Source organism: Wenjunlia tyrosinilytica (genome assembly GCF_014646055.1).
GTDB lineage: Bacteria > Actinomycetota > Actinomycetes > Streptomycetales > Streptomycetaceae > Wenjunlia > Wenjunlia tyrosinilytica.
Genome location: NZ_BMMS01000021.1, coordinates 37,158 through 52,521 on the forward strand (window position 1 = coordinate 37,158; position 15,364 = coordinate 52,521).

The following is a 15,364-nucleotide window of genomic DNA, read 5'->3' on the forward strand; positions in this document are numbered from 1 at the left end:
CAGAGCGAAGTTCGACCCCTAACGGTACGGCACCGCACCTGGCTCGGGCACATCTCGCGCCCCAGTGAAACCGGGCGGACACCTTCCGTGCCCGCCCGGTTGCCCGCTCTTCCACCGCTGTTCGAGCGCTAGCCGATGCGCACCGGATTGATCACGTCGGCCACAAGCACCAGCAGGGTGAAGCAGATGAACACCCCGGCCACCACGTACGCCACGGGCATCAGCTTGGCCACGTCGAACGGTCCGGGGTCCGCGCGGCGGAAGACCCGCGCGGCGTGTCGCCTGATCGACTCCCACAGGGCGCCGGCGATGTGCCCGCCGTCGAGCGGCAGCAGGGGGAGCATGTTGAACAGGAAGAGCGACAGATTGAAACCGGCCACGAGGAAGAGCATCGTGGCGAGCTGCTGCTGCGGCGGGATGTCGAGGGTGAACACCTCACCGCCGACCCTGGCCGCTCCCACGACACCCATCGGCGAGTCGGGCTTGCGCTCCTCGCCCTGGAAGGCGGCGCCCCACAGCGCGGGGACCTTCTTCGGCAGGTCGATGAGGTTCTGCACCCCGTTGACGACCATGTCACCCATCCAGTCGGCGGCCTGGGCGGGCGTCTGCTTGACGACACCCCTCGCAGGGGTGAAGCCGAGGAAGCCGGCCTTCTGGGTCTCGCCCTGGACGTAGTGGCCGCTGCCGTCGATCTTCGGCACGGTGTTCTTGATGAGGTTCGCGTGCAGGACGACGGGCCTGCCCTGGCGCTCGACCTCGATGGTGGCCGGGCCGATGGTGCGCCGGATCTGCTTCTGCAGGGCGTCCCAGTCCTTGACCTGGTGACCGTTGAACGCGACGAACTTGTCGCCCGCCTTCAGCCCCGCCGCCAAGGCGGGTGATTCCTCGGCGTCCTTGGGGCACCGGTCGGTCTTGGCGGTGGCCGCGACCACGCAGGCGTTGACGGACTGCACGCTGGTGGTCGTGGTCTGGATTCCGAAGCCCATCAGGACTGCGGAGAAGACGGCGACGGCCAGGATGAGGTTCATGAACGGCCCGGCGAACATCACGATGACGCGCTTCCACGGCTTGCGTGTGTAGAACATCCGCGTCTCGTCGCCGGGCTTGAGCTCCTCGTACGCTGCCGAGCGCGCGTCCTCGATCATGCCCCGCCAGGGGGAGGTCGAGCGGGCGGTGACCTTGCCGTCCTCGCCGGGCGGGAACATCCCGATCATGCGGATGTAACCGCCGAGCGGGATCGCCTTGACCCCGTACTCGGTCTCGCCCTTGTGGCGGGACCAGATGGTGGGGCCGAAGCCCACCATGTACTGCGGCACACGGATGCCGAAGAGCTTGGCCGTCGAGAGGTGGCCGAGCTCGTGCCAGGCGATGGAGAACAGCAGTCCGACAACGAAGACGACTATGCCGAGAACCGTCATCAGTGCCGTCATACGGTCACCCCTGCTTTCGTCTTCACGAGTTCACGGGCCCGGGCACGTGCCCATGCCTCGGCTTCCAGGACGTCCCCCAGAGTGAGCTGGTTTCCCGTTCGGGGCGTTCCATGCTCCTCGACCGCCTGGGCGACGGTGTCCACAATGCCGTTGAACGGCAGTCGGCCGCCGAGGAACGCGTCAACGCACTCCTCGTTGGCCGCGTTGAACACCGCCGGGGCCGTGCCTCCGAGGCTACCGACATGCCGGGCGAGCGCCACCGAGGGGAAGGCCTCGCCGTCCAGCGGAAGGAACTCCCACGTCGACGCCTTGGTCCAGTCGAATCCCGGGGCCGCGTCCGGGACCCGGTCCGGCCAGCCGAGGCCCAGCGCGATCGGCATCCGCATGTCGGGAGGGCTCACCTGGGCGAGCGTGGAGCCGTCGGTGAACTCCACCATCGAGTGGACGTAGGACTGCGGATGGACCACGACCTCGATCCGCTCGAAGGGGATGTCGTAGAGCAGGTGGGCCTCGATGACCTCCAGTCCCTTGTTGACCAGGGTCGCCGAGTTGATGGTGATCACCGGGCCCATGGCCCAGGTGGGGTGGGCGAGCGCCTGCTCCGGGGTGACCTGGGCCAGTTCCTCTCGGGTGCGGCCGCGGAACGGGCCCCCGCTGGCGGTGACCACGAGCTTGCGCACCTCGCCGCGGGTGCCGCCGAGCATCGCCTGGAACAGTGCCGAGTGCTCGGAGTCGACCGGCACGATCTGCCCGGGCTTCGCGATGGCCCGCACGAGCGGGCCGCCGACGATCAGCGACTCCTTGTTGGCCAGCGCCAGCATGCGGCCGGCCCGGAGCGCGGCCAGGGTCGGCGCGAGGCCGATGGAGCCGGTGATGCCGTTGAGGACGGTGTCGCACTCGGCCGCGGCCACCGCACTGGCGGCGTCGGGACCGGCGATGACCTCGGGGGCGGGCTCGGTGCCGAAGCGCTCGCGCAGCGCCTCCTCCAGCGGGGCCGCGGCGGCCTCGTCGGCGACGGCCACGAGGCGGACGCCGAGCTGGTGCGCCTGGTCGGCCAGCAGCTGCACCCGGCCGCCCGCCGCGGACAGGGCGACCACCCGGAACCGGTCCGGGTTGCGCAGGACGACGTCGACGGCCTGGGTGCCGATCGAGCCGGTGGAGCCGAGGATCACGATGTCCCGGTGGCCGCCGCCGTCTGCGGCGGCCACCGGGAAGCGAAGGTGAGGGTTGGCCAGCGAGGTCTCCGTCATGCCCCCATTGTGGCCTTGGACGGCTCGTGCACGTGCACCGGCCGCCGATCCACACGCTGGTGGACCGGCGGCCGGTGGACGCCGTACGAGTGCCTGGCCCCCTGCCGCGCCTGGGCGGCGCGGCGGTCGGTGGACGGGGTGGTGGACGTCAGTGCACGGGGCGGTGGACGTTGGGAACCGTGGACGGTCCGGGAGTGGCGTCGGCGATCCACGGCCCATCGCCGGAGGTGTCGAGCACACCCTCCTCGAGCCAGGTGTAGCGGCCCGCCAGGATCCCCCGGACGGCCCGGTTGTCCAGGTCGTCGGTGTTGTGCCACAGCCGGTCGAACAGCTCCTCCACCCGCAGCCTGGCCTGGCGGCAGAACAGGTCGGCGAGCTCGTAGGCCGCCTTCCCGTTCTCCCCGCGCGAGCGGAGCATCTCGGCACGCACGCAGGCCGCGCTCATGGCGAACAGCTCGGCGCCGATGTCCACGATGCGGCTGAGGAAGCCCTGCTTGCTCTCCATCCGGCCCTGCCAGCGGGACATGGCGTAGAACGTGGAGCGGGCGAGCTTGCGCGACCCGCGCTCGACATAGCGCAGGTGGGCCGCGAGGTCCGGGTGCCCGGAGGGGTTGAACTCCGCGAAGGAGTTCGGCAGCTGACCCGGTCCCGTGACCAGCTTGGGCAGCCAGCGGGCGTAGAAGCCGCCCGCCTTGGCCCCCGCCTTGGCCTTGTCGGTGAGGGTCTTGTCCGGGTCGATGAGGTCGCCGGCGACCGACAGGTGGGCGTCGACGGCCTCACGGGCGATGAGCAGGTGCATGATCTCCGTCGAGCCCTCGAAGATCCGGTTGATGCGCAGGTCGCGCAGCAGCTGCTCGGCGGGGACGGCCCGCTCGCCGCGGGCGGCGAGGGACTCCGCGGTCTCGAACCCGCGGCCGCCGCGGATCTGGACGAGCTCGTCGGCCATCAGCGAGGCCTTCTCCGAGGAGTAGAGCTTGGCCAGCGCCGCCTCGATCCGGATGTCGTTGCGGTCCTCGTCCGCCATCTGGCTGGCGAGGTCCACCACGGCCTCGAGGGCGAACGAGGTCGCGGCGATGAAAGCGATCTTCTTGGCCACCGCCTCGTGCTTGGCGACCGGCTTGCCCCACTGCTCGCGGGCCGAGGACCACTCACGGGCGATCTTCAGGCACCACTTGCCCGCCCCGGCGCACATGGCGGGCAGCGACAGGCGGCCGGTGTTCAGCGTGGTCAGCGCGATCTTGAGCCCGGCGCCCTCGGGGCCGATGCGGTTCTCGGCGGGGACGATGACCCGGTGGAAGCGGGTGACACCGTTCTCCAGGCCGCGCAGGCCCATGAAGACGTTGCGGTTCTCCACCGTGATGCCCTCGGAGTCGGCCTCCACCACGAACGCGGTGATGCCGCCCTTGTGGCCCTCGCCGCGCGGCACACGGGCCATGACCACGAGCAGGTCGGCCACCACCCCGTTGGTCGTCCACAGCTTCACCCCGTCCAGGACATAGGCGCTGCCGTCCTCGGTGGGAACCGCGGTGGTGGCCAGGCGTGCGGGGTCGGAGCCGACGTCGGGCTCGGTGAGGAGGAAGGCGGAGATGTCCGTACGGGCGCAGCGCGGAAGGAACGTGTCCTTCTGCTCCTGCGTGCCGAACATCTTCAGCGGCTGGGGGACACCGATGGACTGGTGGGCCGAGAGCAGGGCGCCGATGGCGCCGTTGACGGACCCGGCCAGGGCCAGGGCCTTGTTGTAGTACACCTGCGTGAGCCCGAGCCCGCCGTACTTGGGGTCGATCTTCATGCCGAAGGCGCCGAGCTCCTTCAGACCGAGGATCACCTCGTCCGGGATGCGGGCCTCGCGCTCGATGAGGCGGCCGTCGACCTTCTCCTCGCAGAACTCCCGCAGGCGCTTGAGGAACTGCTCGCCCCTGGCGGTGTCGTCGGGGGCGGGCGAGGGGTGCGGGTGGATGAGGTCGAGCCTGAAGCGGCCGAGGAACAGCTCCTTGGCGAAGCTGGGCTTGCGCCAGTCCTGCTCGCGGGCGGCCTCGGCGACCTGGCGGGCTTCGCGCTCGGAGACCTTTGGCCGGTCGGTGCGGGGGCCGGCGGCCTTGGGCTCGCCTGGTCCTGATCCTTCGGGCTTGGGCTCGCTTCGTGGGGCGGATGGTGCCGTCATGGGGGCTCTCCCTCGCCGCTGGTCCGGTGGTCCGGTGGTCCGAGTGGGGGCCGGTTGCCGGGCATTCGGGTTACCGGCTGGTACTACTTGGCCGTATTACCCATATTCGGGCCGTCGTACCAGGTCTCTCACCGGACAGGCGGAAAGGGGAAGAAGGGCGTCCCCCGCACGGGACGCCCTTCTTGGTCTGTCTGGCCCTGCGGCCGCTCCGGGCCGGGCCGACCGCGCGGCCTACAGGTCGAGGCCGGTGAGCACGAGGACGCGCTCGTAGGTGTAGTCCTCCATCGCGTAGCGCACGCCCTCGCGGCCCACGCCCGACTGCTTGGCGCCGCCGTACGGCATCTGGTCGGCGCGGTAGGAGGGGACGTCGCCGACGATGACGCCCCCGACCTCGAGTTCGCGGTGGGCGCGGAAGGCGGTCCGCACGTCGTGCGTGAAGATGCCGGCCTGGAGGCCGTACTTGGAGTCGTTGACGGCGGCGAACGCGGCGTCCGTTCCGTCGACGCGGGCGAGGGTCAGCACCGGGCCGAAGACCTCCTCGCAGGAGAGCGTCACATCGGCGGGCACGTCGGCGAGCACGGTCGGGGCGTAGGTCGCGCCCTCGCGCTTGCCGCCGGCGAGCAGCCGGGCGCCCGCGGCGACGGCCTCGTCCACCCAGGACTCGACACGCTTGGCGGCGTCCTCGTTGACCAGCGGGCCGACGTCCACGGAGTCGTCGGAGGGGTCACCGGTGACCTGGGCCCCTACCCTGGGGACGACCTTCTCCACCAGGCGGTCGTAGACCGAGGCGTCGGCGACGACACGCTGCACCGAGATGCAGGACTGGCCGCCCTGGTAGTTGGCGAAGGTGGCGATGCGGGTCGCCGCCCACTCCAGGTCCTGCTCGGAGGACCAGTCGGCGAGGACGACGGCCGCGGCGTTGCCGCCGAGCTCCAGGGTGCAGTGCTTGCGCGGCACCGAGTCCAGGATCTGGTAGCCGACCTTGTCCGAACCGGTGAAGGAAATGACCGGAAGTCGCTCGTCCTTGACCAGTGCGGGCATCCGGTCGTTCGGCACGGGCAGGACGCTCCAGGACCCGGCCGGGAGGTCGGTCTCGGCCAGGATCTCGCCGAGGACGAGGGCGCTCAGCGGGGTGGCGGGCGCGGGCTTGAGGATGATCGGGGCGCCGACGGCGATGGCCGGGGCGACCTTGTGCGCGACCAGGTTGAGCGGGAAGTTGAACGGCGCGATGCCCAGCACGGCGCCGCGCGGGAAGCGGCGGGTGATGGCGAAACGGCCGGTGCCGCCCGCGTCGGTGTCCAGGCGCTGCGTCTCACCGTTGGTGCGGCGCGCCTCCTCGGCGGCCCAGCGGAAGACGGAGACCGCACGGCCGACCTCGCCGCGGGCCCACTTGATCGGCTTGCCGTTCTCGGCGGTGATCAGGCGGGCTATCTCCTCGGTGCGCTCGGCGAGGCGCTTCGAGACGTGGTCGAGGGCGGTGGCGCGAACGTGGGCCGGGGTGGCGGCGAACTCGCCCGCCACGGCGGCAGCGGCGGCGACCGCCTCCTCCACCTGGGCCTCGGTCGGGACGCTCACCTCTGCCACGACGGTGCCGTCCCAGGGGTGGTGGACCTCGAACGTGCCCTCGCCGGTGGCCTGTCGGCCGGCGAGCCAGAAAGCGTGGGTGGTGGTCACAGTGGATCCCGGCCCTTCCCGCGGTGAAGTGGTTGCTGCTCGGTGGTTACTTCTCGGTGGTTACTTCTCGGTTGTTACACGGTAGGACCGCGTGGGCGGGTTGGGTGTTGTCCGGGAAGGAGCAGTGGCCCGCCGGCTTTCTACGAGTTGGAGCAGGCACGCAGGGCGAGCCACAGCTCCATGCGCACATCGGCGTCGTCGAGGGAGCGGCCGAGCAGTTCCTCGACACGGCGCATGCGGTAGCGCAGGGTGTGCCGGTGCACTCCGAGGTCGGCCGCGGCGGCGTCCCACTGGCCGTGGTGGGACAGCCAGGCGTTCAAAGAGGCGACGAGGTCCCCGCGCGAGGTGGCGTCGTGGTCGCGCAGGGGGCGCAGGAGGCCGTCGGCGAAGGCGCGGACCGCGTCACCGTGCAGAAGCGGGAGGACGGAGCCGGTGCCGACCTCGTCGTGGCCGACGAACGCCCGCGCTCGGCGAAGGGCCACGGCCAAGGCTCTTTCGGCCTGTTCATGGGCGGTGGCGGCCTGGTCGGGGGGCAGGGCGGCGGACATGCCCACGGCGATGCCCTCGGCGTCGTCGGTGTGGGCGACACAGGCGCGGTGCACCGCTCCCCCGTCGGCGGCCAGAACGGTGAGCCGGTGGTCGCCGCGCACCAGCAGGGCGGGCTCGGCGGCGCGGGCGGCGGTGTTGTCGAGGTGGTCGCCGAGGGCGGCGAGCGGGTCGCGGGCTCCGGAGGGGTTGGGTCCGGGCTCCGCGATGAACAGGCGCGCGGGGGCGCCGGCATCGAACAGCGTGCCGTAGAGCCGCTCGGCGACGGCGCGGGCGTGCACGGCCTCCCCGGCGAGCAGCATGCGCAGGAGCGCGGCGCCGAGCCGTTCCCCGGCCTGCTGAAGGGTGCGCGACTGCTCGAGGGCGAGTGTCAGCAGGGCGGCGGCGGAGTGGACGACGTAGCGCTGACTGGTGGTCAGGCGCTGCTCGGTGCCGACGGCGAGGAACCCGCGGGGGCGGCGGCCCGCCCCCAGGGACTGGAGCTCCACGCAGTCGGTGGCGTCCTCGCTGTCCCCGGCGGGCTCCTGGACGGCCGCGGCGGAAGGGGCGGGGCGGTCGCGAAGCCGTTCCACCTCGGCGGTGAGCCGCTCGACCCGGCGGCCGGCCCAGTCGGGGGCGGCGTGCACGACCTGGCCGGCGGCATCGTAGAGCGCGGCCCAACCGTCGAGCCGCTGGGCGAGCCGACGCAGCATCGCGGCGGTGCCGTCCTTGCCGAGGGCGGCGCGGGTGAGCTCCTGCTGTGCCTCGTAGGTGGTGGTGACGGCCTTGTACTGCTCGGCGGCCAGCGCGGCGGAGACCGCCTTGCTGATGGCGATGAACGGGGTGGGCTGCGGAACCTCGAGCAGCGGCAACCCCCGCTCGGCGGCGGCCTGGACGATGGGCTCGGGCACCCGCTCGTGGGTGAGCCCGATGCCGACCCCGAGCCCGACGACTCCGGCGTCGGCGAGGCGGTGGACATAGGCCCTCAGGGACTCGGGATCGGGAGCGAACTTGATCCCGGTGGTCAGCAGGAGCTCCCCGCCTTCGAGAAAAGGCGCCGGATCGTCGAGCTCACTGGTGTGCACCCACCGCACGGGAGCGTCGAGCCGCTCCCCGCCCGCCAGAACGGTGAGGCGGAGCGCGGGAGCACGAACAAGCGAGGCGAGCGTGGGAGGCATGGCACCTGGAACGGCGGAGAGCGGACGGCGTTGGTGGGGATTGCGCCGTTGGGGAGGAACTGCTGGTTCGATTCTGCCTCAATGTACAGCGCGGCCCGGTGGGAGAGGCTCAGGAGCGTCGGCGCTCCTCGTTGCTCCAGTCCTTTGCGCCAGTCCCTTTGGCGCCAGTCCCTTTTGCACCAGTCCTTTCCTCCAGTCCTCCAGTCCTCCAGTCCTCCAGTCTCCACTCCCCAGTCTTCACTCCGTCCTCACTCCAGTTCCCTACTCCAGCAAATTCACCAGGACCGGGGGGACATGCTCGCCGGAGGCGGTGGTCAGGGAGAGGACGGCGTGGCCGGGGGGGACCGAGTGGGCGAGTTCGGAGGCGGACCAGCGTTCGCGTTCGACCTGGCGGACGGTGATGGACTCCGTGGTGGCAGCCTCGCCGGTGACGAGCTTGCGGGCGAGGCGCAGGCCGCGGCGCAGGGCGCCGCCCGAGCGGTCCGGGGTGCGGGTGACCGCGCTCTCGTCCACCCAGGTGGTGCCCCAGGCCTCGGCGAAGCGCTTGCCGTCCCAGGTGGTCACTCCGGACAGCGCCATCTGGCAGCCGACCGCCCCCAGCAGCGCCGTGCGCAGTGACTCGGGAACGTCGTCGAGGGTGCGCAGGCCCAGCACGACGCCGGCGTTGCCGGAGCGCAGCCGTTGCAGATCGCGGACGGTCTGCGCGGAGACGGCGTGCGCCGCGTCGTCCAGGACCAGGCAGGTGAACAGGGAGCGGTCGGCGCGGGCCGCCACCGACGCGGCGAACTGCGCCAGCACCAGCCGGGCGATGATCCGGCACGCCTCGGCGTGGGCACGTGCGGGCAGGGCGATACGGACCCGCAAGGGGTGTTCCAGCGCCCGCAGGGAGAAGGGGCGGCCGCGGCCGGAGACGTCGAAGAACCCGGCGAAGGCCGGCCGGGTCAGCAGGGCGACCCGGTCGGCCAGCAGGGGCCCCACGTCGTCGGGTCGCCCGTGCAGCCGCCGGCGGGCGTCGAGTTCGCGCTGGTGGCCGTGGGCGCCCGCCTCGTCCAGCGCCTCACGGAGCATGGCGAGGGCGGTCGGGGTGCCGTCGAGCAGTTCCCGCAGCTCGCTGACCGCAGGGTAGCGGCCGTGGGCGGCGTGGAAGGGGCCGATCACCTGGCTGAGCGCGGTCTGCGCCCGGCGGCTGTCCACCTCGCCCTCGGGCAGCAGTGCCTCGGCCAGGCAGGCGGCGGCCTCGTCGGGATCCACGGCGCCGCCGTAGAGGTCGAGGTCGTAGGCGGATTCGGGGTCGCCGAGCGCGATGACGACATCGAAGGAGTCATTCGGCCCGAGGTCGGCGTCGGCGCTGCCCACGGCGACCACGCAGGCGGTGCCGGACAGGGCTTGGAGGCACATCGCCTCCACGACGGGGCGGATGATCCGGCGGGTCTTGCCGGAGCCGGGCGGGCCGACGAGGAGGAGGGAGGTGCCGAGGAGCCCGGGGTCGAGGGCGATGCCCGCTCCGCGGTGGGCCCAGGGGTTCTTCTCCTGGTCGGGTGCGGCGCCGATGCGCACCTGCCGGGTGACCAGGTCGTGGCGTGCGGTGCGCACGGGCAGGTCGCGGCTGCCCGAGGGGTGGGCGCAGGCCCCGGCGCCGTGCCGGCGCACGGCCTCGACGAAGGCATGGGTGCGGTCGGGGCGCAGCTCGATGCCTTCCCAGGCACGGGTGAGGCGGGCGTAGTCGACGTCGTTCATGCGCCCGGCCCGCAACTCCGCATCGAGCCGCTCGGCCGCCTCGTACTGCCCCGCCTGCCTCAACCGCGGCCAGGCGGTGGGGGGAGACTGCTGGTCATCCCCTTCCACCGGGGTGGAGGCGGTCGACATCTCCTCACCGAGGGGTTTGAGGAAGCGCCGGTAGATCTCACCCCAGCGCCCTGACCGCTTGAAGAGCGCGAGGATCAGGACGGCCGTGACCAGGTAGACGGTGTTGGAGACGAAGACGAACGAGGTGTCGGTGGGCTGGAGGGAGTCCGGCGCGATCTTGAAGACGATCCACCACACCGGTCCTACGTCCTTGACCACCACGACCCACCACACGACGAAGGCAGCGATCAGGGACAGGACCGCTCCTCTGAGCAACTGCCGGTTCGATACCCGGTTCGGGTCGTACGGAGGTCTTGGGGTGTGGGCGTAGCCGAAGATGCCGGGGGCGGGGATGGCGCGTTTGGTGTGGGCCCAGGCGGCCACGTCGTTCTCGCGGTGGGCCGTCGGGGGGCGGCCCGGCATCGGGGGTGGGCCCGCCGGGGGCGGTACCGCCGGACGGGGGACCGGGCTCGCGTGTGTCTCCCGAGAGCCGTGGCTGCCGCCAGCGTCCATCGCCCGTTGTCCCTCCGCACCCGTTCCCGCTCCGAACTGCGACTCAATGTAGTGGAGCGGCAACCCGCTGCCGAGGCCGCTCCCGCGTGTCGGACGCCACCGCGCGCTGTCCGCGGCGTCCAACTCCGTACCCGCCACTGCTACCGATCGGCGCATGCCTGTCCACCGCCACGCGCCGTAGCCTGCGGGAAAGACCGTCAATCCGCCCAGGCCCACCCAGCACCAGGCCCACCCACAGGAGTGCCCTCATGACCGAGCTGCCCGGCGGCCCGTCGCTCCCCCAGGAGCGCCGCCTCGTCACCTCCATCCCCGGCCCGAAGTCGCAGGAACTGCTGGCCCGCAAGACCGCCGCGGTCGCCGCGGGTGTGGGTACGGTCCTGCCGGTGTTCGTCACGCGCGCCGGCGGCGGCGTGGTGGAGGACGTGGACGGCAACTCCCTGATCGACTTCGGTTCCGGCATCGCCGTGACCTCGGTCGGCAACAGCGCCGGGGCCGTGGTGAAGCGTGCCGCCGAGCAGCTCGAGCGTTTCACCCACACCTGTTTCATGGTCACCCCCTACGAGGGCTACGTGGCCGTGGCCGAGCAGCTCAACGAGCTCACCCCCGGGGACCACGAGAAGCGCTCCGCGCTGTTCAACTCCGGCGCCGAGGCCGTCGAGAACGCGGTGAAGATCGCCCGCGCGTACACCAAGCGCCAGGCCGTCGTCGTCTTCGACCACGGCTACCACGGCCGCACCAACCTCACGATGGCGCTGACGGCCAAGAACATGCCGTACAAGCACGGCTTCGGCCCGTTCGCCCCCGAGGTCTACCGGATGCCGCTGGCCTACCCCTACCGCTGGCTGACCGGCCCCGAGAACTGCGCCGAGGAGGCCGCGGCCCAGGCGATCGACCAGATCACCAAGCAGGTCGGCCCGGAGAACGTCGCCGCCATCGTCATCGAGCCCATCGCGGGTGAGGGCGGCTTCATCGAGCCGGCCAGGGGCTTCCTGCCGAGGATCGCCGAGTTCGCCGGGGACAACGGCATCGTCTTCGTCGCGGACGAGATCCAGACCGGTTTCTGCCGTACCGGCGAGTGGTTCGCGTGCGAGGACGAGGGTGTCGTGCCCGACCTGATCACCACCGCCAAGGGCATCGCGGGCGGTCTGCCGCTCGCGGCCGTCACCGGCCGTGCCGAGATCATGGACGCCGCGCACGCGGGCGGCCTCGGCGGCACCTACGGCGGCAACCCGGTGGCCTGCGCCGCCGCGCTCGGCGCCATCGAGACGATGCGCGAGCTGGACCTCAATGCGAAGGCCAAGCGCATCGAGGAGGTCATGAAGGGCCGCCTGCTGGCGCTCCAGGACAAGTTCGACGTGATCGGCGACGTCCGCGGCCGTGGCGCGATGATCGCCATCGAGCTGGTCGAGCCGGGCACCAAGGACCCGAATCCGGCCGCGGCCGCCGCGCTCGCCAAGGCGTGCCACGCCGAGGGTGTCGTGGTGCTGACCGCGGGCACCTACGGCAACGTCCTGCGCTTCCTGCCGCCGCTCGTCATCCCCGAGGAGCTGCTGGTCGAGGGCCTGGACATCCTCGAGAACGCCTTCAGCAACCTCTGAGGAACCCCCTGATCGGCGGGGGCGTCCCCCTTCGGTGAAGAACCTGTGCGGGCATGATGGTGGACGGGTGATCCGGCTCGAATCCGCGCCCCGGCTGCCGTACGGTCTTCACCAGATGGCTGAAACACCCAGCTCGCAGCAGTTGGCGGGCGACACCCCGCCGGTGGTTCCCCACCACCGGCACAGCAGTGCCCTCGCGCACGACGCCGTGGCCCCCAGCCTCGGCACCACCCGCCGATCGGCAGACCGTTCGTCCCACACCCCCCGGGGCGCTCGGAAAAACGATCGTCGCAGCCGCCCCGGAACTCTCCCCCCTGTTCCGGGGCGGCTCTTGTGCGTCCTCGGGGCCCTTCTCGTTCCCCTGCTCCTCATCACCGGTCAGGTGGTGGGCGACGGGCCTATGCTCGCCCTCGACAGGGACGCCCGGGACGCCGCCGCGCGGCTGAGGGCCACCGGCGCGGGCTCGCATCTCGATCCGCTCGCCCAGTTCCTCGCCGACCTCGGCGGGGGTGCCGTCGCCGGGTCGGTCCTGGCCGTCGTGGCCGTGTACACCGCGTGGTGGCGCCGCCGCCGGGGAGCCGCCCGCTGGTGGTGGCCTCCCGCGGTCGCCGCGGCCGCGGGAGCCGTCGTTCCCGCCCTGGTCGTACCGGCGAAGGCGCTCATCGGCCGCACGGGACCCGAGGGCTGGCCTCTCGGCCCCGACCAGCTCGGCTTCTATCCGTCGGGCCACACCACCACGGCCGCGGTCTGCTACGGCACGGCCGCCCTGCTGATGCCGTACCACCGCCGGGTGTTCGCGGCCGTGGCGGCGCTGGTGAGCTTCGCGGTCGGCCCCGCCCTGGTGTGGTGCGGCTATCACTGGGCGCTGGACGTGGTGGCCGGCTGGTGCCTGACCGGGATGGTGCTGACCGTGCTGTACGCCGTCCACGCACGGTTGACGGCGCCCGGCCCCGCCGAGGCGGGACCGGGCGCGCCGGCCACGAGGCCGTTCAGTCGTTGGTGGGGAAGCCGAGGTTGATCCCTCCGTGGGAGGGGTCGAGCCACCGCTGGGTGACGGCCTTGCCACGGGTGAAGAAGTGGACGCCGTCGGCGCCGTAGGCGTGGGTGTCGCCGAACAGCGAGGCCTTCCAGCCCCCGAAGGAGTAGTAGGCGACGGGGACCGGGATCGGGACGTTGATACCGACCATGCCCACCTCCACCTCGTTCTGGAAGCGGCGGGCGGCGCCGCCGTCGTTGGTGAAGATCGCGGTGCCGTTGCCGTACGGGTTGCTGTTGATCAGCTGAAGGCCCTCGTCGTAGGAGTTGGCGCGCACGACGGAGAGCACGGGGCCGAAGATCTCGTCGTCGTAGACCGCCATGCCCGGCTTGACGTTGTCGAACAGCGTCGGGCCCAGCCAGAAGCCGTCGGTGGTGTCCTCGCCGCTGATCGTGTGGCTGCGGCCGTCCACGGCCAGCTCCGCGCCCTCCGCGACCCCCGCGTCGAGGTAGGAGGTGACCTTGTCGCGGTGCTGGCCGGTGACCAGCGGGCCCATCTCGGAGTCGCCGTTGCAGCCCGGGCCCACCTTCAGCCTGGCCATGCGGTCCTTGATCTTGGCGACGAGCTCGTCACCGATCGGGTCCACGGCCACGAGCACCGAGATGGCCATGCAGCGCTCGCCGGCCGCGCCGAAGCCCGCGTTGACGGCGGCGTCCGCGGCGAGGTCGAGGTCGGCGTCGGGCAGGACCAGCATGTGGTTCTTGGCGCCGCCGAGGGCCTGGACGCGCTTGCCGTAGCGGGTGCCGTTCTCGTACACGTAGCGGGCGATCGGGGTGGACCCCACGAAGCTGACCGACTTGATGTCGGGGTGCTCCAGCAGCCGGTCGACGGCGACCTTGTCACCGTGCACGACGTTGAACACGCCGTCGGGGAGCCCGGCCTCCTTCCACAGCCCGGCGAGGAAGTTCGCCGGGGAGGGGTCCTTCTCGGAGGGCTTGACCACCACGGTGTTGCCGGTGGCGATGGCGATGGCGAAGAACCACATGGGCACCATGGCCGGGAAGTTGAACGGGGAGATGATCGCGACGGGGCCGAGCGGCTGGCGGATCGAGTAGACGTCCACGCCGGTCGACGCGCTCTCGGTGAAGCCGCCCTTGACCAGCTGCGGGACACCGCAGGCGAACTCGACGACCTCGAGCCCTCGGGCGATCTCGCCGAGCGCGTCCGAGTGCACCTTGCCGTGCTCCGACACGATGATCGAGGCGAGCTCCTCCTTGCGCGAGTTGAGCAGTTCCCGGAAGGCGAAGAGTACGTTCGCGCGCTTGGCGACGGAGGTGTTGCGCCACGTCGCGAACGCCTCGACGGCAGCGCTGACCGCCTGGTCGACCTCGGCGATCGACGCGAAGTCCACCTGTCCCGACACCTTGCCGGTGGCCGGGTCGTAGACGTCGCCACGCCGCTCGGCGGTGCCGGACCAGGTCCGGCCTGCGATCCAGTGGGTGATGTGCTTGCCTGCAGACGTCACGGCGTGGGCCTTCCTCTCGAGACTGACTCCCAGTCTCGTCAGCGCTGCCCCGCCCCCTCAACCACCAACCTGTCGTTCGTGTGCCGTCCGGCCTTACACCTTGGCCCCCCGGTGAATGGCACCTTGGTCCCCGCGGTGGATGCCCGCCCACCGGATCACCGTCCGGCCACCGGCGAGTGCGCACCGGCCGGAATCACCGTCCGGCCAGCCGGGCCGCCGCCTCGTGCATCGACAGTTCCAGCATCACCGGGTCCACGAGGGTGCCCGAGCCGTCCGGCGGGACCAGCCAGCGCACTCCCCCGCTGCTGCGGCCGGGGTAGGGCACCACGATCCAGGTGCCCCGCCCCGCGCCCCGCACCCCCGTGCCGATCCACCGCTCCACCGTGCCCGGTGGCACGAAGAAGCCCATCCGCGAGTCCCCGAAGTCGGCGAGGACCGGCCCGGTGTGGGTGACACACCGGGTGAGCACGTCCAACGTGGGGTAGCCGAGCCTCGCCGGAAGGATCAGCACATCCCATATCCGCCCGGCGGGCAGGAGCGTCACCCCCAGGGGGTTGCGCTCCCACTCCCACCGGCACCCTTGCGGATCCGCAGCCGCCGAAACCAGCCACTCCACCGCGCTTCCCGCCCCGGCGCCGTCCATGGCGCGCCCCCCTTGCTCCCGCCCCCTGCCACCGATGTGGCACAGG

General features: G+C 71.6%; 10 protein-coding genes. 2 read left to right on the top strand and 8 right to left on the bottom strand.

Features of this window, described 5'->3' with window-relative positions; genetic code table 11:
- Positions 1-128: 128 nt before the first annotated feature.
- The 6 genes from IEY86_RS23005 to IEY86_RS23030 all read right to left on the bottom strand — a co-directional run bounded on the left by IEY86_RS23005 (position 129) and on the right by IEY86_RS23030 (position 10,576).
- Entirely contained in the window at positions 129-1,430 is a 1,302-nt protein-coding gene (locus tag IEY86_RS23005; protein WP_189133720.1) for a M50 family metallopeptidase, read from the bottom strand.
- Positions 1,427-2,680: a 1-deoxy-D-xylulose-5-phosphate reductoisomerase gene (gene dxr / locus IEY86_RS23010; RefSeq protein WP_189133721.1), complete on the bottom strand. Its 1,254-nt coding sequence runs from the start codon at positions 2,678-2,680 to the stop codon at positions 1,427-1,429. Before dxr ends, IEY86_RS23005 begins: the two co-directional genes overlap by 4 nt.
- Before the next feature lie 148 nt (positions 2,681-2,828).
- Complete coding sequence (locus IEY86_RS23015; protein ID WP_189133722.1) at positions 2,829-4,841, bottom strand: acyl-CoA dehydrogenase family protein; 2,013 nt, start codon at positions 4,839-4,841, stop codon at positions 2,829-2,831.
- Positions 4,842-5,072: 231 nt separating this feature from the next.
- Positions 5,073-6,515 (bottom strand): aldehyde dehydrogenase family protein, encoded by a 1,443-nt coding sequence (locus IEY86_RS23020; RefSeq protein ID WP_189133723.1) that lies wholly within the window; start codon positions 6,513-6,515, stop codon positions 5,073-5,075.
- Positions 6,516-6,655: 140 nt separating this feature from the next.
- Positions 6,656-8,218, bottom strand: a complete 1,563-nt coding sequence (locus tag IEY86_RS23025; RefSeq protein WP_189133724.1) for a PucR family transcriptional regulator — start codon at positions 8,216-8,218, stop codon at positions 6,656-6,658.
- 261 nt (positions 8,219-8,479) lie between these two features.
- Positions 8,480-10,576, bottom strand: coding sequence for a type IV secretory system conjugative DNA transfer family protein (locus tag IEY86_RS23030; protein ID WP_189133725.1), 2,097 nt, complete (start codon positions 10,574-10,576; stop codon positions 8,480-8,482).
- Positions 10,577-10,824: 248 nt separating this feature from the next.
- Between IEY86_RS23030 and gabT the strand changes: the two genes are divergently transcribed.
- Positions 10,825-12,174, top strand: coding sequence for a 4-aminobutyrate--2-oxoglutarate transaminase (gene gabT, locus IEY86_RS23035; protein WP_189133726.1), 1,350 nt, complete (start codon positions 10,825-10,827; stop codon positions 12,172-12,174).
- A 331-nt stretch (positions 12,175-12,505) separates the two neighbouring features.
- Entirely contained in the window at positions 12,506-13,192 is a 687-nt protein-coding gene (locus tag IEY86_RS23040; RefSeq protein ID WP_229698682.1) for a phosphatase PAP2 family protein, read from the top strand.
- On the opposite strand, the gene IEY86_RS23045 is transcribed toward IEY86_RS23040, so the two are convergent.
- Both IEY86_RS23045 and IEY86_RS23050 read right to left on the bottom strand, forming a co-directional pair.
- Entirely contained in the window at positions 13,164-14,675 is a 1,512-nt protein-coding gene (locus tag IEY86_RS23045) for a CoA-acylating methylmalonate-semialdehyde dehydrogenase (RefSeq protein ID WP_189133728.1), read from the bottom strand. The genes IEY86_RS23040 and IEY86_RS23045 overlap by 29 nt on opposite strands.
- A gap of 193 nt (positions 14,676-14,868) precedes the next feature.
- The gene (locus IEY86_RS23050; protein ID WP_189133729.1) at positions 14,869-15,318 is read right to left on the bottom strand and encodes a hypothetical protein; all 450 of its coding nucleotides are present in this window, start codon (positions 15,316-15,318) and stop codon (positions 14,869-14,871) included.
- Positions 15,319-15,364 lie beyond the last annotated feature (46 nt).

What these genes read in the sequence shown, in the direction of transcription:
- IEY86_RS23030 (WP_189133725.1), bottom strand. Translation starts at nt 10,576, where the DNA reads ATGGACGCTGGCGGCAGCCACGGCTCTCGGGAGACACACGCGAGCCCG.
- IEY86_RS23005 (WP_189133720.1), bottom strand. Translation starts at nt 1,430, where the DNA reads ATGACGGCACTGATGACGGTTCTCGGCATAGTCGTCTTCGTTGTCGGA.
- IEY86_RS23050 (WP_189133729.1), bottom strand. Translation starts at nt 15,318, where the DNA reads ATGGACGGCGCCGGGGCGGGAAGCGCGGTGGAGTGGCTGGTTTCGGCG.
- dxr (WP_189133721.1), bottom strand. Translation starts at nt 2,680, where the DNA reads ATGACGGAGACCTCGCTGGCCAACCCTCACCTTCGCTTCCCGGTGGCC.
- gabT (WP_189133726.1), top strand. Translation starts at nt 10,825, where the DNA reads ATGACCGAGCTGCCCGGCGGCCCGTCGCTCCCCCAGGAGCGCCGCCTC.
- IEY86_RS23015 (WP_189133722.1), bottom strand. Translation starts at nt 4,841, where the DNA reads ATGACGGCACCATCCGCCCCACGAAGCGAGCCCAAGCCCGAAGGATCA.
- IEY86_RS23025 (WP_189133724.1), bottom strand. Translation starts at nt 8,218, where the DNA reads ATGCCTCCCACGCTCGCCTCGCTTGTTCGTGCTCCCGCGCTCCGCCTC.